Origin of the sequence: Agaribacterium haliotis, assembly GCF_002312815.1 — a bacterium.
Taxonomy (GTDB): domain Bacteria; phylum Pseudomonadota; class Gammaproteobacteria; order Pseudomonadales; family Cellvibrionaceae; genus Agaribacterium; species Agaribacterium haliotis.
In genome coordinates this window covers 52,523-71,585 of the sequence record NZ_NKQJ01000001.1, presented here as the reverse complement: position 1 = coordinate 71,585, position 19,063 = coordinate 52,523, and the positions used below count along the sequence as shown (strand labels likewise).

Below are 19,063 nucleotides of genomic sequence, written 5' to 3'. Positions count from 1 at the left end.
AATTTTCCCGCTGTTTGTCGGTACATTTGATATATATCGCTTATTTCCTTGTTGTTAAATTTAAACTTACGTTTAGCTTCAAACGTGCACTTTGCTTTTGAGAGTGAGCTGTTAGCAGTGCAGTTGTGTGCTGTGGTTTTGTTGTTGTCATTACGGCTAAGTGCTTAAGTGCTTGGGCTGGCCTAGTCGATGCAGGGCGCCAAGGTGTCTGTTAAATCATCAGCTCGGTAACACCGCCACATAACTTTCTTAAGCCTTGTTACTGAACTTCTCAGTCTTAAGTTTAAGTATCGCTTATATGTCAATAAGTGTTGTTTTTATGCTTGGCGGCTCTGTTTTAACGGTATATAGTCCAGCGCCATAACAACAAGCTCGTTGTCAGCGAGCGAATAGAAAATCAAAAAGGTGTTAAAACACCTGCGTCAAAAGGCTGCGACGGTTTAGCGTCGCCGGTGCTCGATAAAAAATAAAATTAATAATCATCGTGCATTGAAGGAGCTAATCAACTAGGGAACTAAGTGTTACTTGGCTCGGTGAGCACACCGGCTCTGTTTAGCGCTTAACGGGTTAAAAATTTAGCTGTTGTTCAGTCGTAGCGGACGTTTAGCTGTACTCCGATCTTACTGATGCTAATTGCTTTCAAATAATAACGATTGGAGTGATTAATGCGATTTTTACGTAACCCGATTTGGCTCGGGGCTGCACTGCTGTGTTGCGCAAACACAAGTCTCGCTGCCGCGTCTCAACCCTGGGAGGGCAGTTTTCACCACTACGGCGATAGCTATTACGATATCGACGGCGAACTGGTTGTCGAAGAATACCCCGAACCGTGGCAAGTGCCCGGCAATGGTTTGAGCCCCTGGGATCCAGCGGATGCCATTGTTCGAACAACACCGGCCCACGAGGATTTACCTCTATCTGATCTCGACAACAACGGAGGCTGGACCTTGATGCCCGAGCTCAGTGATGAGTTCAGTGCGAATACTTTTGACGAATACCATCTCGACGGCAAAGAAGCCGGCAAGTGGTTGCCGAACAACCATGTGTGGGGTGGGCGGCCGCCGGCAATTTTTGCGCCTAAAAATGTCAAAGTTGAAAATGACAAATTGCATTTAAGTACCAAGCTCGACCCAGAGGTTTACGCTCACGGTTTTTGGGATAACTGGTATACGGGCTGGAGCACGGCAAGTGTGCAGAACGTTAACCCGGTGCGCTACGGCTACTTTGAAGTCAAATCCCGCGTCGGCATAGGCTCATCTGGTTTCTGGCTCTACGGTGAGAGTTTGGAAGAGACCGACTACCTCGCCCACACGGGTAATGCCCCGGGCCATATCAAAAATAAACTTGAGATCGACGTATACGAGCAAGCTGGGCGCCGCCCGGGCTGGGCACCGTATTACAACATGAATACTTGGGCCTTTATTCATCAGGGGCAGGACCTTGAATACAGTGACCCGAACAGCGGTGGCACCTGGCCTGCTCAGCAAAATGGTGGGCACTGGTATGCCGGTATCGACTTTGCTGCCGACTTTCATGTCTATGGCCTGTATTGGGGGCCTGACTACATTATTTGGTATTTCGACGGCCAGCCGATTCGCAAAATGAAGAATCGCTATTTCCATACACCGCTGTATTTATTGCTCGATACCGAAACCATGCCGGACTGGTTTGGTTTGCCTACGGTTGAAGAAACAGCGTTTGCGCATGAGATTGAGTACGTGCGCGTGTGGACCAACGACGCCACCGAACAAAACTGGCGCGGCCGCTACTTTATGGATCCGACCATACGCACAGGTGACGGTTTAAATAATAAGGCCGGCGAAAACCGGGTCGCTGATTTCTATGGTGGCAGCGCAGCTTATCGCGCAGAGTGGGGCAATCCGGTGCGTGGTTCAGCGGGCCCTGTAGCGCTGACCGACATTCGTGCGCAAGCGTCTCACATTACCGTATTTAGTGATACTGGCGCAGTATTGGTGCCCGAGTTTGTGCCGGCAAACGCCAGCGACAAACAAATGAATTGGCACTCGTCAGATGAGATCATCGCCACTATTAACAGCTCTGGTGTTATCACCGCACACAAAGCGGGTTCGGTGATATTTACTGGTACACACAAAGCGCTGCCGGGGCAGAGTATTGAGGTGGAAGCGACTGTGATCATGGTCGACTATCGCTGGGATGTACCTTTAACCAGCTTTATCAACACCGGTAAGGTGGGCGCCGATATCGAAGGTGACCCGGCCTGGGGTTGGGCCATCGGCAATGCCGCGATTGTTTACAACACGGTTGGCGACTGGGGTGAATTCAGTATTGATTTTGGTGACGGCGGCCAGTATTTCGCGGCCTTAAGTGTTGGTTCAACCGAATCGAGTATCGGTGCCGAAATCTACGTAGATGGCGCTTTGGCAAGCTCCGGCGCGCTGGCGAGCTCCGGTGACTGGAATACGATGTTGACCTCGGATCTGGGCGGCGTGTTTGACGTGGCTCCGGGTGTGCACACGGTACGCGTGCAAAGTGCGGGCGATTCAGCGTGGCAGTGGAACGGCTCGATCTTGCACTTTACCAAAGTAAAAGGGGATGTAAGTTTGCCGAGCCCGTCGCCCTCTGCTGAGCCAAGCGCCTCGCCCAGTATGCCAGTTGTTTTGCCGAGTGCGTCGCCGAGCGCGAGCCCGCTCCCGAGCCCATCATCGAGCCCGGCTCCAAGCCCAAGTGCAGCGCCGAGCCCGTCGCCGAGTCCCTCTGCGTCGCCATCGCCCAGCCCTGTGCCAAGCCCTAGCCCGAGTCAGCAGCCCGGAGATACGGAAACAGTAAGTTTTGTGTTGCAGCTTGAAGATTTTGATTCGACCGGCGGCGCTTATGGCGGCTTCGAGACCTATTCGGTCAATGGCTCCGGCGCGATCAACTTTAATCAGCGCGGAGACTGGGCTGAGTACCGAGTCAATGTTGAGCGCGGCATGAGCGCGGCGGCCTGTTCGCTAACGGCCTACGTTGCAACAACACAAGATGCTGCCGCGATCGAAGTTCAGGTCGACGGTGAGGTCATTGCTCACACGGTGGTACCAAACAGCGGTGACTGGGACGCGTTTCAGGCTTTGAGTCTCGGCAGTTACTGCCTGCCCGCCGGTGAGCACGTGATTCGCGTCACCGGTGCCGGCAACAGCCCCAGCACCTGGGAGTGGAACGGTGACAAGTTGGTCTTTACCGGCATGTATATACCGAGCCCGGGATCGCCCAGCCCATCGCCGCTGCCAACGCCCAGTGCATCGCCATCAAGCTCACCCGAAGCCGAGTTGATTGTACTTGAGGCGGAAGATTTTAGCGCCACCGGCGGTGACTATGCGGGTTTCCAGACCTATTCGGTAAACGGTCAGGGGGCAATCAACTACAACCAGCGCGGTGACTGGGTTGAATACAGCGTGAACGTCGGTGCTGAGGGTTACTACCGCTTTGACGCTTATGTCAGCACGCCAGAGCAGGGCGCCTCGCTGCAGCTCAGTGTCAATGGTGTTGTCAGTCAGAGCCTGCCTGTCGCCAGTAACGGCAGCTGGGATCAATTTGAGCTGACTTCAAGTTCTGAGCCGCAGTGGCTCAGCGCTGGACAAAACCTTATTCGTATCACCAGTAACGGCTCGACGGCAAACGCTTGGGAATGGAATGCCGAGCGCTTTGAGTTTGTTCCACTGCAATAAGCTGACAAAAAAAGTAACGCTTCTTATACGAATGTGAACGGCGCCTCGCGGCGCCGCTTCACTTTTGGTTATAAATGGCGCCACTATGTAGATTTACAAGCAATACACAATAACGAAGCCCTCGCGGCATACATCAGAAGGTACAGATATGAAAAAACTCTTGTTAAGTTCGCTCGTTGCTTTCAGCACTGGCGCTTATGCAGCGGATTGGGACGGAATTCCCGTGCCTGCCGACGCCGGCCCCGGTATGAAGTGGGAGCTGCAAAGCTTGTCTGACGACTTTAACTACGACGCTCCGGCCATCGGCAAGAGCGAAGCGTTTTGGCATCGCTGGAATGAAAACTTTATTAATGCTTGGTTGGGCCCCGGTTATACCGAGTTCTATGCGCCTAACTCGTCGGTTGAAAATGGCCAGCTGGTACTCAGGGCAACCCGCAAGCCCGGCACGTCGCAGATGGTGCAAACGGGTGCCATTCACTCCAAAGAGCAGGTTCAGTACCCGATTTACATGGAAGCCAGGATCAAGGGCACCAACGCCACCCTTGCCAACGCCTTCTGGTTGTTAAGTTCAGATTCCACTCAAGAAATCGACGTGATGGAAGCCTATGGCTCCGATCGCCCGGATCAGGTGTGGTTTGATGAGCGCATGCATGTGAGCCATCACGTGTTTATCCGCGAGCCGTTTCAGGATTATCAGCCCAAAGATGCCGGCAGTTGGTATGCCGACGGGCAGGGCACACGCTGGCGCAACGACTTTCACGTCTATGGTTGCTACTGGGTCGATCCGTGGACTTTACACTACTACATTGATGGCAAGCTTGTGCGCACAACCACAGGTGTCGACATGATCGACCCGCTCGGTTACACCGGTGGTCAGGGTTTGAACAAGCCGATGCAGGTTATTTTTGATGTTGAAGACCAAGACTGGCGCTCGCACAACGGTGTTCAAGCAACGGATGCAGAGCTTGCCGACCCGAATAAAAACCGCTTCCAGGTTGACTGGGTACGCTTTTACAAACCTGTCGCCGACAACAGCGGTGGCCAGCCTAGCCCGTCGCCTTCGCCATCGATTGCACCGAGCCCAAGCCCGTCGCCCAGCGAAGGTACCGTGGTAGAGCTCGCTCATTTTATTAGCACTGATAAAAATGGCGCTGCGATAGACGGCGACAGCGTTGTTGGTTTTAACCCCAATGGCGCCGACAACGTTAACTACAACACCGTCGGTGACTATGCCGATTACCAGGTTGTGTTGGCCGAAGACGGTGAATATCGCATTGATCTTGTAGCGGCGTCGCCGATGACAGGTGGTATCAGTGCCGATGTCAGTGTTGACGGTGTTTATGTTGGCAATATTGCGCTTGCGAGCACTGGCGGTTGGGAGTCGTATCAGCGCTTTAGTTTGGCCGATACGCTGGTGATCGGTTCCGGTGTACACAGTGTGCGCATTGAAAGTGCCGGCAGCAGTGCCTGGCAGTGGAATGGTGATGAAATCGCATTTGTTAAAGTCGCCGATGCGACGCCTGCGCCGAGCCCATCTCCTAGCCCGTCTCCGAGCCCATCGCCAAGTCAGGTGCCAAGCCCAGAGCCTTCACCGAGTGTTAGCCCTGGCCCAGGTGCTGGCGAGCCTATTTTGATTGAAGGTGAAAGCTTTTATCAAACAGGCGGCACTCAGGAAGGGTTTACCACTCGTACCTTCTGGGGAAGCACGACGTTTGCCGATCACGTCTTAACTGGCGGTTGGGCGGACTACAAAGTCAGTTTTGCCGAAGCCGGCAACTACGATCTGAGCTTTGTTGCATCGAGCAATGAGAGCGCTGATTCAAATGCGAAGGTGTACATTGACGGTGTTGAAGTTGCCGAAACGGCCGTGTACGGCAGCGACTTAAACAACTTTGTTGAGCACAATATTGCAAGCGGTTTGGCGATAAGCGCAGGCGAGCATACTGTTCGTATTGAAGCGACAGGCTCCAACCTGAAGTGGCACTTTTTCTTAGATAGTTTTACGTTTGAGAAAAATTAATCAACGGCCCGGTATTGAAAGGGCTTGAGCTAAAAAAAACCGGCGCTTTAGGGCGCCGGTTTTTTTATGCTGTGAATTTAATTGAAGGCTTAGCAGCCGCGAGAAATACGCACTTGCGACTGTGCTAACAGGGTTTATTGATAAACGTAGCGCCCGCGCAAATTCATCAGGTTGTTGTGGTCGTCGACAGCGGTAAACAGCGCTTCAAATTTTTCATTGATGATTACCCCGGTCTCATCGCCGTTTTCTGAGCTGTAGCGCGCACCGTTGATCACTGCTTCGAGTTCTTTTTTAACCGAGCCCATCTTGGCAAATATTGCCTCGGTGCTTTTTTTATCTTTAAAAATACGTTCTTTCTTGGTCAGTTTCATGTAGTTATCACACTCGCCAAGCCAGTCTTGTCGCTGATCGAGCATTTTCACAATATTTTTAATCGGGCCTTTGTAGCGTGTGTCAAAGTGTTTGCTTGAGTACGACTGCAAGCTGCGCATGTCTATTGTCATAAAGTCGTTGCGCAGACCTTCGCAGTATTTCCACGATAAGTAGCCGGGGAAGTCGAGATTTTGTTGGTTTTTCAGTTGGTCGCGCTTACAACTTTCATCGCAGGGCTGGGCTTGGGCAAAGCAGGTAAAAAACACACTAAGTACTACCAGGCTTTTTATATATTGCATAGAAACAACCTTTGTCGTGTATCAGATTTATTAGAATTATTCGGTACATCTGTGACTTATTTAACGTTTCAGAATAAAGGCTGTCAAGCAAATAGCTGAGAAATAAGCCTGGCGCCGGGAAAAGCCGACGGAATGCATTTTTTAATTTACTTTGCCTAAGGTAACAGCAAAAAACCGTGCTTTTGGGAATAAGTGTGGCTTAGCTTGGGCTAAGAGGGGGGAGGGCTCGGCGAGTGCCAAGCCGCTAGATATTCGCTTTAGAGGTCAAAAACGCTAATAAGAGGTTTGTTGACGGCCAGGTAAATCATGCCGGCAAAGCAGCCAAGCGCCAGTGCAATCGTCAGTTTACGCAACGGCTTTCGGTGCATCGCCAACCAGCCGAAGACAATGTAGGCCAGCAGCAGAAATAGTTTTAGGCTCAGCCATCCCGGCATAGCGCTTTGATAATTCAAAAGCAAAAGCATGCCGAGGCCCGTCAGTGCGAGCAGCGTATCGACGGCATGGGGCAGGATCTTAACCAGGCGGCGCTTTAACAGGTGGCTGTGTTTGTTAAGCCAGCTTAAGCGAATGCAGAACAGGCCCAAACTTAAAAGCACAAGCCATACGTGAAGGTGTTTGAGTAAGACAAACAGGGTAGACATCGTTGACAGGCTTCCGCTTAACTCAGGGCTTTTTCGATAAGGCTGCGAATAGCCTCATTGTACTTGAGCTGAAGTGCGGCTGCGTGCCCCTTTTCGCTCATTTTTGCCCAGGTCTTCTGGATGATGTCGATGTATTTGGCTTCGTCGTACTGATATTTTGCGGCAAAAGCGTCGATGTAGTGCTGGAGAAAAACCAAGCAGCTGACGTCTTCGAGGCACTGCACGTCGGCGTCGCGTTTAATGCCAACTTTACGCAGAATAACTTTGACGCGCTCTTGCGCATCGCTGTCATAACCACTCTCAGCCATTAATTCGGCACAGCGGGCGGCGTGCAGGGCGGCGAGTTCGGTGCGCCACTTCATATAGCCGGCGCGGCCTTCGGGGTAGTCGCTGCGGGCCGAGCGCCAGCGTTCAAGGTGCTGGGCGCGCACGGCAATTTTTACCAACTCGCCGGCATCGGGCGCAAACTGCTCCAGCATGGCGCTCATGCGCTGACTGTAGAGCAGCTCTTTGGCAATGTCATTGCCGTTGTCATCTTGTTCAATATTGGGGTCGAGGCTGTTGGCAGCATCGATAAGCGCAATACAGCGCTGAGTTTGTTCGCTCATTAATCTTTACAGCTGTTTAACGAACTCGAGCGCAGGGCGTCAAAGTCGTTAATTTGAATGTGTTTTTTATCGAGCGAGATAATACCGGATTTATTCAGTCGGGTAAAAATACGGCTGACGGTTTCGATGGTCAGGCCGAGATAGTTGCCTATATCTGAGCGGCTCATAGGCAGGTGGAATTCTTTTGCACTGAGGCCGCGGTTCTGGTTGCGTGTGGCGATCGATAACAGCAGGGCAGACAGGCGCTCTTCGGCGCTGTTTTTACTGAGCATGGTGATCAGCTGTTGCTCTTCGGCGATTTCTTTACTCATCAGCTGGAAAAAACGGCGCTGCAGGTTTGGAATCTTAACGCTGAGTTCTTCGAGGCGGGTAAACGGAATTTCACAAATGGCCGAGGTCTCAAGTGCGATGGCCGAGTTACTGTGCACATTGGAGGCCAAACCGTCGATGCCGATAATTTCCCCGGGGAGGTGAAAGCCGGTGATTTGTTCGATGCCATCTTCGGTGATTTTGACGGTTTTGACTGCACCAGAGCGCACCGCGTAAACCGACTTAAATGCGTCGCCGGCGTGGTAGAGGTGGTCTTTTTTCTGCAGCGGGCGGCCGCGCTGAATGATGCCATCGAGCTTGTCGATGTCCTCGATCTCAAGACTGATCGGCAGGCAGATGCCAGCAAGTCGGCAGTCCGCACAGTTGGTTTGAGGAAGGTTCGAGCAGGAGGACGATGAGGCAAGCTGTACAGTCATAATGCTTTGGGCACCATTAGCATGAGGTGTAAATAGTCAATTAGAACGATTTTAGCGATTTACGCGTCGCTATGAAAGCTACTTTGATGCAAAGGTAAGATCTTGCGCGAAAGCTCGCTAATGTAGCGCTCAATATCATTGTAGTTGCTAAGCCGCAGCGAGCCGAATTTGCTGCTGGCGCCGGGGCCGAGGCTCAGGTGATCCGTGCGCACGTCGATTAAATCGTCTTCAAATAGATAGTTTTGTTGTTCCAGGTCTTTTTCTCTTAGGCGGTAACTGGATGCGCCGATGTAGATATAGTCGGGTTGGTAGCGCTGGCGCAGGATACGTATGCTTTCGCGCAGATTTTCCATGCCGTCACCGTGCTGAATTTGCACGCCAACGCGGGCGAATTTGTAGGTTCGCGCCTCGGCAATTGGCTCTTCGAGCATCTGCAGCTGGCCGGCCTGAGCGTTTTCAATTACAAATTGGCAGTGCTCAAACTTCAAGCCGCGCAGCAGAGCCAGCACTTCCGTCTGCGCTGAGTCGGGCGAGAGCACGATGCGATACAGGGCTTTGCTGATATCAAAGTCGCTGGCTACGCGGTGAATTAAACCGGTGATATCAAACGGGTGCAGGCTTTCGTCGCTGTAGTGCAGCTCCAGGCAACCGATGCGCCGTGGGCCGAGGGCCTTGCGCCACAGTTTGAGCTCCTGCTGCAGGAAGTCGCCGACTTCACCGTGTGTGCTTAGCTGCTCTAAACCCTGGGTACCGTCGAGAGTGATGGCGAGCGCTTTGTTGGCTCTGAGTTCGAGTTTATGGCGCAAGTTGGCATCGCACACGCAGCTTTTGTCGCGGCTTTGCAGGGGAATGACTACGGCTGGATTGGTCTGGCTTCTCATATGCGGCAGTCTACGAGTGGCCCGAATTGCCGCCTTGATCCTGATCAAGGCCAGAACAGCCTTGCTTGAAGCGTGTGGGTCGAATTTATACGCTCGGTGCTTTTTTCAGCGCACGGTGCTGCTCAAGCGCGGCTGCCTGTTTACAGCCTGAACATATTTACAGCCTGAACATATGGGGCACAAGTTCGCAGGCGCGACCGCTGACCTTTTCACTAAACCACGGGCTTTGGCTGTTCTCCAGGTTGAGCTCAACCGTTTCGGCGCCGGCGGCCGCGGCAGCACTGACAAAACCGGCGGCCGGGTAGACCTGGCCGCTGGTGCCAATGGCAACAAATAAATCGCAGTTGTGCAGGCGCTTTTCAATGTCGGCCATGTGGTAGGGCACTTCTCCAAACCAGACGATGTCCGGGCGCACACAGCCGCGCTTGCCGCACTCGGGGCAGCTTGAGCTCAGTTCCATCGCTTCACTCCAGGCAAAGCGTTTGTTGCACGCTGTACACAGGCCTTTCAACAGCTCGCCGTGCATGTGGATGACCTCGCTTGCGCCGGCGCGCTCGAGCAGGTCGTCGACGTTCTGGGTGACTAAGCTGATTTTCTTGGGGTGGCGGCGCTGAAAATCGGCAAGTGCCCGGTGGGCTGCATTGGCCTTAACATCTTTAAGCTGGGTGCGGCGGGCGTTGTAAAAGCGCAGCACAGTTTGCGCGTCGCGGGCGTAGGCTTCGGGGGTGCACACATCCTCGACACGGTGCCCTTCCCAGAGGCCGTCGGCGTCGCGGAAGGTACGCAGGCCGGATTCGGCGCTTAGGCCCGCTCCGCTTAAAACCACAATATTGTTAAAGTCGCGTGCCAGGATCATATCTATACCTGTATAACTCGCTCGGCTAGGCGCGCCGTATAGCAGAGCCTAGTTGATGTAGCGCATAATCAAAGCATAGCGCAGGGCATCGTCGCTTATGCCGAGTTCGGCTTCAATTTGCTGCAGGTCGAAATGCACAATATGGCCGGAACCCGGTGCCGCGTCGATGCTTTCGCCGTGTTTATTTTTCATCGATGTCAGGGTGAAGTTTTGATTGCCCTCGGGGCTTATCAGTTGCAGCTGATCACCGAGTTCAAAGCGGTTTTTCACATCGATGCGCAAGGTGTTGTGCTGGCGATCAAAATCTAACACCTCACCGACAAATTGTTGATTGGGGTTGGCAGAGGTGCCTTCTTCGTAGTTCTGGTATTCGTCGGGCACATGGCGGCGGTAAAAACCTTCGGTGTAGCCGCGATTGGCGAGGTGGTCGAGCTCGGCCATCCAGTTCATATCAAAGTGCTCGCCGCGCTCGGCGGCGTCGATGGCGGCGCGATAGATTTGCGCCGTGCGCGCCACGTAGTAGTGGCTTTTGGTGCGGCCTTCAATTTTCAGGCTTTCAACGCCAATTTCAACCAGGCGCTGTACGTGCTGCACGGCGCGCAGGTCTTTGCTGTTCATAATATAGGTGCCGTGCTCGTCTTCGTAGGCGGGCATGTATTCGCCCGGGCGATTTTTTTCCTGCAGCAAAACCGGCGCGGGTTCTTCGTCGGGAGTCCACACGGCGGTGTCGCTGCTGGCAATGAGATCGCCGGTTTCGGTTTCTTTGGCCTCGTGAACATTGTATTGCCAGCGGCAGCTGTTGGTGCAGGCGCCCTGGTTAGAGTCGCGGTGAGTCATATAACCGCTGAGCAGGCAGCGACCACTGTAGGCGATGCACAGCGCACCGTGAACAAAAACTTCGAGTTCGGTATCCGGGCACTGCTGGCGAATTTCGGCAATCTCATCAATGCTCAGCTCGCGCGAGAGAATAACGCGCTTAATGCCATTGTTGGCCCAGAATTTAACGGTGGCATAGTTAACGGCGTTGGCCTGAACACTTAAATGAACTTCCTGTTCGGGCCACTGCTCGCGCACCAGCATAATCAAACCCGGATCACTCATAATCAGAGCATCGGGGGCCATCGCGATCACAGGTTCCAGGTCGCGAAGGTAAGAGCGCACCTTGTCGTTGTGTGGGCTTAAGTTCGACGCGAGATAAAACTTTTTGCCGATGCTGTGCGCTTCTTTAATGGCGGCGCCGATATTCTCTATTTTATTAAATTCGTTGTTGCGCACACGCAGGCTGTAGCGCGGTTGGCCGGCGTAAACGGCATCAGAGCCGTAGGCAAAGGCGTAGCGCATGCTCTTGAGGGTGCCGGCGGGGGAGAGGAGTTCGGTGGCCATAGGGGCGTTACTGCTGCTGGTGAAAAGGCGGCTATTTTAGGGCTTTTTTAAGCGTTTGCCGAGACCCGCCTAGTTGCTGAGCAACTGAACAAGATAGCGCTTGGGCCAGAGTTTGCCCGTTAGCCAAAATGCCCGGCGCTGTTTGTCCCAGGCGATGCCATTTAATACGGCTTCTCTATTGTGCGATTGCTGCGCCGGTGTCAGTGCCGACATATCCCAGCGCTCAATCGCTTCTGCGCGCTCGACATCGATTTGATAAATGTGCGGATCGTGCCAGACATTGGCCCACAAGTAGCCGTTAACCCACTCGAGCTCATTGATGTTTGGCAGGGCTTTGCCTCGATACTGCACGGCGATTTTTTTTACGGTAGCGAAGCTCGCCGGGTCGAGAAAATATAGGTGGTGACTGCCGTCGCTGGCGATAAGGTGCTCGCCGTTGCTACTTAAACCCCAGCCTTCGCGGTTGTAGTGATAGCGTTCGAGCAATTTAAGTTCTTTGCTGAACTTAAATGCTTGCCGTTGTTTCCAGCTGAGCAGGTAGAGCTGGCCCCGGTGTTCAGTCAGGCCTTCGGCAAATATTGAGCGCGGTAGTTGAACCTGCTTTTGTCTGTTGCCCTGTAGCGGGCTTGCGCTCAGATAGGATTGACCATAGCCGCCGCAACTTGAAAAAAAAATACCATCAATCAGGGTAAAACCCTGGGTAAAGCAATGTTGATCGGAGCGCTGTTGATCAATCAGTTGCCAGTTGTGATCCGTTTTGCCGGTGCGTTCGCTCGCACTGGCAAGGCTGCTCGCAGCGGCAACAACAATAGCAATAAAAACCTTTCTGAACATAAATGAGCGGTGCATCCGCAGTGGGCTTTTTAATTCGGGGCAGTATAGCGCCATTTGTTTTTGTTGATAGGGTGCAGCGGGCCCGCCGTTTGTTTTTGTCCGATTTTCGGCGCGTTTTCGAAACTTCTATTGGCGCTTAAAGTCGTAAATATAGAGCCTTATATATCGCATTACGATATGAGTGCAGTTACTTAGATGGCCTGGTTGCTAAGCACAAAAAGGCGCGATGGTGCTTTGATGTTAGTCAATGCTTGTATAAAAATCTGGCGCTAGTATTTAACTAAACGAAGGTGTTTTGTTGGCGCTTTGTGAGGTTTTTGTAGGCGGTTTAGGCGGCGTGTTTCTGTTTTTTAATTCCAGCTTTGCGTCAAAGCTGTTTAGCTCAAAAAAGGAGCGCAATATGAATAGAGCGGCATTAGATCTGAGTCGGTACGGCATTCGTGGTGTGACAGATATTGTCTATAACCCGAGTTATGAAAAACTGTTTGAAGAAGAAACAAAAGCCGAGCTTGAAGGTTATGAGCGTGGTGTTGTTACAGAAAGCGGCGCCGTTGCTGTTCGCACCGGTGAGTTCACTGGCCGATCGCCCAAAGATAAATACATCGTATTAGATGATGTCAGTCGTGAACATCTGTGGTGGGATACGGACAAAGCGCACAACGACAACCACCCCATTAGCCCCGAGACCTGGGCCGAGTTAAAACAGCTGGTGACCGACGAGTTAAGTGAGAAGCGCCTGTTTATTGTCGATGCATTTTGCGGAACACACGCCAGTACTCGGCTAAAAGTGCGCTTTATTGTCGAGGTCGCGTGGCAGGCCCACTTTGTGAAAAATATGTTTATTCGGCCGACAGAAAAAGAGCTTGCAGAATTTGGTGAGCCGGATTTTGTTGTGATGAATGGCTCTAAAGCCAGCAATGCCAATTGGCAGCGCCAGGGTTTAAATTCCGATGTGTTTGTTGCATTTAATATGAGTGAAAAAATGCAGATTATCGGCGGCACCTGGTATGGCGGCGAGATGAAAAAAGGCATGTTCAGCATGATGAACTACTATTTACCTTTGCATCATATGGCGTCGATGCACTGCGCTGCGAATATGGGTGAACAAGGTGATGTTGCGATATTTTTTGGTTTAAGTGGCACCGGTAAAACAACCTTAAGTACGGACCCCAAGCGCAGGTTGATCGGCGACGACGAACACGGCTGGGACGACGACGGCATCTTTAATTTTGAAGGTGGTTGTTATGCAAAAACCATCAAGCTCGATAAAGAAAGCGAGCCGGATATTTTTCATGCAATTAAGCGTGATGCACTGCTAGAGAACGTGGTTGTCGACGAGCACGGCAACATCGACTACGACGATGGCAGCATTACTGAAAACACGCGCGTTAGCTACCCCATTTACCATATCGAGAATATTGTTAAACCGGTTAGTTGCGGTGGCCACGCCAACAAAGTGATTTTTTTAACGGCCGATGCCTTTGGGGTTTTACCCCCGGTGAGCAAGCTTGATCACGAGCAAACAAAATATCACTTCCTAAGTGGCTTTACCGCCAAACTCGCCGGGACCGAGCGCGGTATCACCGAGCCCGTACCGACTTTTTCTGCGTGTTTTGGCAAAGCGTTTTTGACCTTACACCCGGTGAAATATGGCGACGAGCTGGTTGCGCGTATGGATGCTGTCGGCGCCCAGGCGTATTTGGTCAACACCGGCTGGAACGGCACGGGTAAGCGCATTTCAATCAAACAGACACGGGCAATTATCGATGCAATCTTAAACGGCGATATTGAGCGCGCCGACTGTGAGCGCCTGCCGGTGTTTGGGCTTGAATTCCCGCGCAGTTTACCAGGCTGTGATTCCGAGTTGCTCGATCCGCGCGCCACGTACAGCAGCGATGCTAAGTGGCAGGAAAAGGCCGAAGACTTAGCTGCGCGTTTTATTGAGAACTTTGAAAAGTTTTGCGATAACGACGAAGGTCGCGCGCTGCGCGAGGCGGGGCCTAAGTTGCAGCGCTAAGTTTTTTTGTTTAGATCGGCAAGCACAGCGGCGTGGCCTCGCTCGCGGCTGTGCTTGTTATCGAAACTCTGCCCCATTAAAAGTCTGAAATTCTGAGCTCAAGTCGCTATTATGGCCGCTTTTTCCTGCGGAGCTGAAGCTTGAAAGTCGGTGAGTTATTTGAGGCACAAGTTAGAGATATGACTTCTGCCGGTCAGGGGGTTGTGGCCCACCCAAGTGGGGCAACGGTGTTTGCAGCCGGTGTTTGGCTGAGCGAACAGGCTGTTTTCCGTATTACCCGCATTAAAGGTCGCGTCGGTTTCGCCGAGCTGGTTGAGCTTAAGCGCGCGTGCGAGAGCCGCCGTCAGGCCCCGTGTTCGTACCACGGCCACCAGCGCGGTGCCTGTGGTGCTTGCCCCTGGATGTTTGTCGATTACGACGCTCAATTGCTGGCCAAGCAGCGCCGTGTAGAAAACAATATACAGCGCATTGCTCCGGAACTAACGGTTTCGACGATTTGGCCATCGGCGGATGAATTTGGTTGGCGCAACCGGGTGCAGTTCAAAACGGATGGCAAAAAGCTTGGTTTTGTCAGTGCCAGCAGTCAAACCCTGGTGGATGTTGATCGCTGCCCGGTGCTCACCGAAGCCAACCAGCAAACGCTGTTGAAGCTGCGCGCAATGTTGCCAAATTCGAACTGGAAAGCGCCGTCCAGAAAACAGCCGTGGAGCACCATCGATGTCGAGCAGCGCGGGGGGCTAGACGGCGCCTCGCTGAATCAGCGCCTGCCGTTTCAGCAGGCCAATAGTCAACAAAATACGGCGATGCGAGCGTGGTTGCACAATAAAATTGCAGCGATGCGTGAGCGGGGGCAGGCCGACAGTGCGCTGGAATTGTTTTGTGGCAGCGGCAACTTTACCGAGGCAATTGCGGCGGCGGGCGTGGCCAATATTCACGCGCTTGAAGCTTCAGAGCAGGCGGTGGCCGAACTCAGCCAGAAAAATATTCCCGGCGTGCAAGCTGAGGTGGCGGATTTGTTCAGCGAGCAGAGCTTTGAGTCATTGATGAAAAAGCACAAACAAACCGACATGCTTGTGCTCGACCCACCGCGCGATGGTTTGAAACAAAAACAGGGCCTATTTGATAAGCGGGCGCGCTTTAAAGCCGTTTTTTATATCAGTTGTGACCTGGCGACGTTCTGTCGCGACGCGCGAGCTTTTGTCGCGGCCGGCTACCAGCTGCAGGAGCTGCAGCCTGTCGATCAATTCCCGCAAACGCCCCACGTTGAGTTGCTGGCTCACTTTGTTGCAAGGCGTTAGCGCAACAATAAAATACCTGGCATGTGCTTGTTTAGGGTAAGCCGCCTTGGTATTTTTCCTTAAGCGGTTGCTGCAGCTCGGCAAATTCTTCGACGGTGCCGTCTTCGGCCTGGTGGAATTGCTCGTCGACATTGCGCGCGCTGGTTAGACCGCCGTCGCGCTCTATCGAGCGCAAAAAGCTTTCAAAACCTTTGCCTGCGTGAAAGTAACCGCCCGGTGTTAGTATGTAGCGGGCGACCAGCGCATCGCAGTCGCGGCACTGAACAAAAACCTTTTGTTTTTCATCGCGAACAAGAATATTGCGCAGGTTGCGGCTTTTGCACTGTTGGCATTTTTGAATGTGGATTTCCATAATTTACGCTCCTATTAACGCAACCCAATAGGGGCGGCCAAATAAAATGACGGCGGCTACCCCAACGACGGTCATAATTCCGCCAGCGAGCATCATATCCTTGCCGCGCACCGCTTGTGAACTAAAAGCGATCGCGTTTGGTGGGGTAGTGACCGGCAGTGCCATAGCCATTGAGCAGGTCATAGCCAGGGACACGACCAGAGCAACGATCAGGCCGGTGCTAATATCCAGCGACATCACCAGCGGGATGACCAGGCCTGCGGTTGCGGTATTGCTCATCACCGTCGACATAACGGCTGCGAGCAAAACACCGACAAGCATAATCGTAACCGGCTCGGAGGGCAGGCTGCTGACAATCACACTGTCGAGCCCGCTTGATTTGAGCGCAATGCCCAGCGCCAGGCCGCCACTGATGATATAAAGAATGTCCCACGGCAGTTTGCGAAAGTCCGCGGTGTCGAGCAGGCCAAACCAAAAACAGACAACAACTGGAAACAGGGCAACGGTGCCGGTGCTTAAACCAAGCTGTTTGCCAAAAAACCAGCCCAGCGCGGTCACAACAAAGACGGCCAGTGCTGCGCCGTGCTTCACGCTAAATTCGTCCTCGTGGCGACTTTCAATACTTAATACAAGGCCTTTTGCCGGGTAGAGCCTGGCCAATAGCTGCCACAAAAACACCAGGAAAAACACCAGAAACGGCATCGTTAACATCATCCACTGGGCAAAACTTAAGCTGATATCGAGTTGCGCGAGATAACTTAAGGCAATGGCATTTGGCGGGGTGCCGATCGGCGTGCCGATGCCGCCGATATTGCATGCAAACGGAATGCTAAGTACCAGGGCGATACGAAAAGGGTGTTCACTGGGAATGCGTTTGATCAGTGGGAAAACGATGGTTAGCATCATGGCTGTTGTGGCCGTATTACTAATCCACATCGACAAAAAAGCGCACGCGAGAATAATGCCGAGCAGGGTCAGGTTGGCGTGGCCGCCGGTGCGTTTGAGTATGGCTTGGGCAAATTTTAAATCGAGCCCGTATTTCTGCATCAGCGAACTCAATACAAAACCGCCGAGAAAAAGCAGAATAATGTCGGAGAAAAACGCGCTGTAGAAAATAGTATTGCTGGTGGCTAATTCCAGGCTTTTTAAACTCGGTAGCAACCAGACAATCTCGAGCGCGAGAATCAGGAAACTGACAACAAACAGCGGCACCCATTCGCTGATCCACAATACGGCGGCAATAATCAAAATTGCGGCGGTAATTTCCTGGGCTCGCGTCAGCTCAAAGCCGGGGATGCCGATCAGCTCAACCAGCATAATGACCAGCGCAACAAATGCTGCGGCCATTATCTTTTGATTTGTGTTAAGGCGCATCGTGGCTCCTACGCGGTTGCTTGTTTTAGGGGCTGCCGGCTAGGTGTGCCAGAGTTGGCCGCGAGCTCGGCGAGTTTTTCAAAACCAGAATACTAGGCGCTGGCCTCGGTCTTGTCGATGTTACACTTGCGCTTTTTAACCGGTTGCAGCGTATTGTTCCACATTGATGCCAAGTGGCGTTGATGCATGTCAGTTGCGCTTCTTGGCAAGTTTGAGCAGGAGTAGGAGTGGCCCGGTGTGAGTAAGTTGTTTAAGCAACCGGCAAATGCCGGCGAGTTTGAATTGGAAGTAAAAAAAAGCCGTTTTTTGGTGCGCTGGCAGGCGATTTGTGAAAAAGGTGAATTTGCTCCGTTTTTACAGCACTGGCGCCAGCGTTACCCGGATGCACGCCACCACTGCTGGGCGTATTGCATTGGCCACCCGCAAAATTCGCTGACTCAGTCTTGTGGTGACGATAGTGAGCCTTCGGGTACGGCCGGGCGGCCGATGTTGTCGGCGCTTGTCAATAAAGGGGTTGGCAATATTGCCGTGGTTGTGATTCGTTATTTTGGCGGCACCAAGCTTGGCGCCGGCGGTTTGATTCGCGCGTATTCCGGGGCGGTGAGTCAGGCGATGGACCGTGCAGAGTTTATTGAGATAAAACCGCGTCAACGCGTTGTTGTCTGCGGCGATTATGCCCTCGAGCAGCCCTTAAGACACTGGTTGTCGTTAAACGAAGGGCAAATGCTTGATGTCAGTTATGCCGCGCGGGTTGCCTATCATATCGAATTAAACGAAGGCCCAAATGATGCCTTAGAGGCTTGGCTGGGTGGGCGAGCGGCACACTTAAAGCGTATTTAATGTATTTAAGCCTGGCGCTTATGTATATTCTCAGATAATTTAGCTGAGTATGCCTTTGCCCTTTATTGGGGTGTTTCTTCTTTTGCCAAGATAAGGACCTGTCATGGCCGTGCAACAAGCGCGCTTAGTCTTTAATGCCTTTTCTGTTGATCAAAACAAAGAGTGGGCCACTGAATGTGGGAAAAACTTGCTTGCAAGCATTGTTTGTTGGCACATTCCATTGCTGCACGCTGATACGGCGGCAAACGCGGCTCGTGTTCCTGCTAAAAAAAATACTTTAGTTCAGCGCCTAAACGTCACAGAAAATACCAAGATGCTAAGTTGCGTCGAGCTTGGCAAACACTTGGATATAGAAAAGCGCAGCGAAGTTGGAAAAATCCTATTTTTAAAAGGGCTAAACGATAAATTGCCTGATCGTATTTATATTAATGCGCAGACAGGTCGGCAAACCGTACATATGTACACTCGCTACACTGCGTTTGAGCGTTATCTTGCGCTGTTGTGTGGCGGTGTGAATACCAGCTTGTTGTTTGTTGGCCAGGTTCCGAAATTTGGCATGGGCGAGGGTGAGGCCTCGCTGTTTAGTGCGCTCGATGGTGTCGACGACAACAATGTACCGTATGTGTTGGATAACTCGAGTGAACAACCGCGCACAGCAGCCGCAGCCTTAGTTTAGCTGCGGCACTTATTGTTTTGGGGGGTTTACTTATTGCCAGTTTTTGCTGCCGGTTTTTGTTGCTAGTTATTCGCTGCGCGCATTTTTTGTGAGCACTTAAAATCAGCTTACCTAGTTGCTGGTACAAAGCGGCATGTACAATGCGACATGTACAACGCGACATGTACCAAGTTATTTGCA

Annotated in this window: 16 protein-coding genes; 6 read left to right on the top strand and 10 right to left on the bottom strand. The window is 52.3% G+C overall.

The window, feature by feature from the left end:
• Positions 1-665 precede the first annotated feature (665 nt).
• Both CFK45_RS00340 and CFK45_RS00335 read left to right on the top strand, forming a co-directional pair.
• The gene (locus tag CFK45_RS00340; protein ID WP_096084419.1) at positions 666-3,686 is read left to right on the top strand and encodes a carbohydrate-binding protein; all 3,021 of its coding nucleotides are present in this window, start codon (positions 666-668) and stop codon (positions 3,684-3,686) included.
• Positions 3,687-3,834: 148 nt separating this feature from the next.
• Positions 3,835-5,706 (top strand): carbohydrate-binding protein, encoded by a 1,872-nt coding sequence (locus CFK45_RS00335; protein ID WP_096084418.1) that lies wholly within the window; start codon positions 3,835-3,837, stop codon positions 5,704-5,706.
• A gap of 134 nt (positions 5,707-5,840) precedes the next feature.
• Here the strand turns inward: CFK45_RS00335 and CFK45_RS00330 are convergent, their stop codons facing one another.
• The 8 genes from CFK45_RS00330 to CFK45_RS00295 form a co-directional block, all read right to left on the bottom strand.
• On the bottom strand, positions 5,841-6,377 hold the full coding sequence (locus tag CFK45_RS00330) for a hypothetical protein (protein ID WP_096084417.1): 537 nt from the start codon (positions 6,375-6,377) through the stop codon (positions 5,841-5,843).
• A gap of 257 nt (positions 6,378-6,634) precedes the next feature.
• Positions 6,635-7,018, bottom strand: coding sequence for a SirB2 family protein (locus CFK45_RS00325; protein ID WP_096084416.1), 384 nt, complete (start codon positions 7,016-7,018; stop codon positions 6,635-6,637).
• Positions 7,019-7,035: 17 nt separating this feature from the next.
• Positions 7,036-7,626, bottom strand: coding sequence for a DUF4202 domain-containing protein (locus tag CFK45_RS00320; RefSeq protein WP_096084415.1), 591 nt, complete (start codon positions 7,624-7,626; stop codon positions 7,036-7,038).
• Positions 7,626-8,372, bottom strand: a complete 747-nt coding sequence (fnr, locus tag CFK45_RS00315) for a fumarate/nitrate reduction transcriptional regulator Fnr (protein ID WP_096084414.1) — start codon at positions 8,370-8,372, stop codon at positions 7,626-7,628. The genes CFK45_RS00320 and fnr overlap by 1 nt, the downstream gene beginning before the upstream one ends.
• 59 nt (positions 8,373-8,431) lie before the next feature.
• On the bottom strand, positions 8,432-9,253 hold the full coding sequence (locus CFK45_RS00310) for a hypothetical protein (protein WP_143247436.1): 822 nt from the start codon (positions 9,251-9,253) through the stop codon (positions 8,432-8,434).
• 157 nt (positions 9,254-9,410) lie between these two features.
• Complete coding sequence (locus CFK45_RS00305) at positions 9,411-10,109, bottom strand: NAD-dependent deacylase (protein ID WP_096084412.1); 699 nt, start codon at positions 10,107-10,109, stop codon at positions 9,411-9,413.
• A 48-nt stretch (positions 10,110-10,157) separates the two neighbouring features.
• On the bottom strand, positions 10,158-11,492 hold the full coding sequence (gene trhP / locus CFK45_RS00300) for a prephenate-dependent tRNA uridine(34) hydroxylase TrhP (RefSeq protein ID WP_096084411.1): 1,335 nt from the start codon (positions 11,490-11,492) through the stop codon (positions 10,158-10,160).
• 69 nt (positions 11,493-11,561) lie between these two features.
• The gene (locus CFK45_RS00295; RefSeq protein WP_158224558.1) at positions 11,562-12,326 is read right to left on the bottom strand and encodes a glutaminyl-peptide cyclotransferase; all 765 of its coding nucleotides are present in this window, start codon (positions 12,324-12,326) and stop codon (positions 11,562-11,564) included.
• A gap of 400 nt (positions 12,327-12,726) precedes the next feature.
• Between CFK45_RS00295 and pckA the strand changes: the two genes are divergently transcribed.
• Together pckA and CFK45_RS00285 are read left to right on the top strand one after the other, a co-directional pair.
• Positions 12,727-14,343, top strand: coding sequence for a phosphoenolpyruvate carboxykinase (ATP) (gene pckA / locus CFK45_RS00290; protein WP_096084869.1), 1,617 nt, complete (start codon positions 12,727-12,729; stop codon positions 14,341-14,343).
• A gap of 179 nt (positions 14,344-14,522) precedes the next feature.
• The gene (locus CFK45_RS00285) at positions 14,523-15,641 is read left to right on the top strand and encodes a class I SAM-dependent RNA methyltransferase (protein ID WP_143247435.1); all 1,119 of its coding nucleotides are present in this window, start codon (positions 14,523-14,525) and stop codon (positions 15,639-15,641) included.
• Between the two features lie 31 nt (positions 15,642-15,672).
• Here the strand turns inward: CFK45_RS00285 and CFK45_RS00280 are convergent, their stop codons facing one another.
• Entirely contained in the window at positions 15,673-15,993 is a 321-nt protein-coding gene (locus CFK45_RS00280) for a hypothetical protein (RefSeq protein ID WP_239923483.1), read from the bottom strand.
• 3 nt (positions 15,994-15,996) lie between these two features.
• Positions 15,997-17,367, bottom strand: a complete 1,371-nt coding sequence (locus tag CFK45_RS00275; RefSeq protein WP_096084408.1) for an SLC13 family permease — start codon at positions 17,365-17,367, stop codon at positions 15,997-15,999.
• Between the two features lie 237 nt (positions 17,368-17,604).
• Here CFK45_RS00275 and CFK45_RS00270 point away from each other — a divergent pair, with 237 nt between their 5' ends.
• Positions 17,605-18,207 (top strand): IMPACT family protein, encoded by a 603-nt coding sequence (locus CFK45_RS00270; protein ID WP_096084407.1) that lies wholly within the window; start codon positions 17,605-17,607, stop codon positions 18,205-18,207.
• Positions 18,208-18,310: 103 nt separating this feature from the next.
• Positions 18,311-18,883: a hypothetical protein gene (locus CFK45_RS00265; RefSeq protein ID WP_096084406.1), complete on the top strand. Its 573-nt coding sequence runs from the start codon at positions 18,311-18,313 to the stop codon at positions 18,881-18,883.
• The last annotated feature ends 180 nt before the right edge of the window (positions 18,884-19,063 follow it).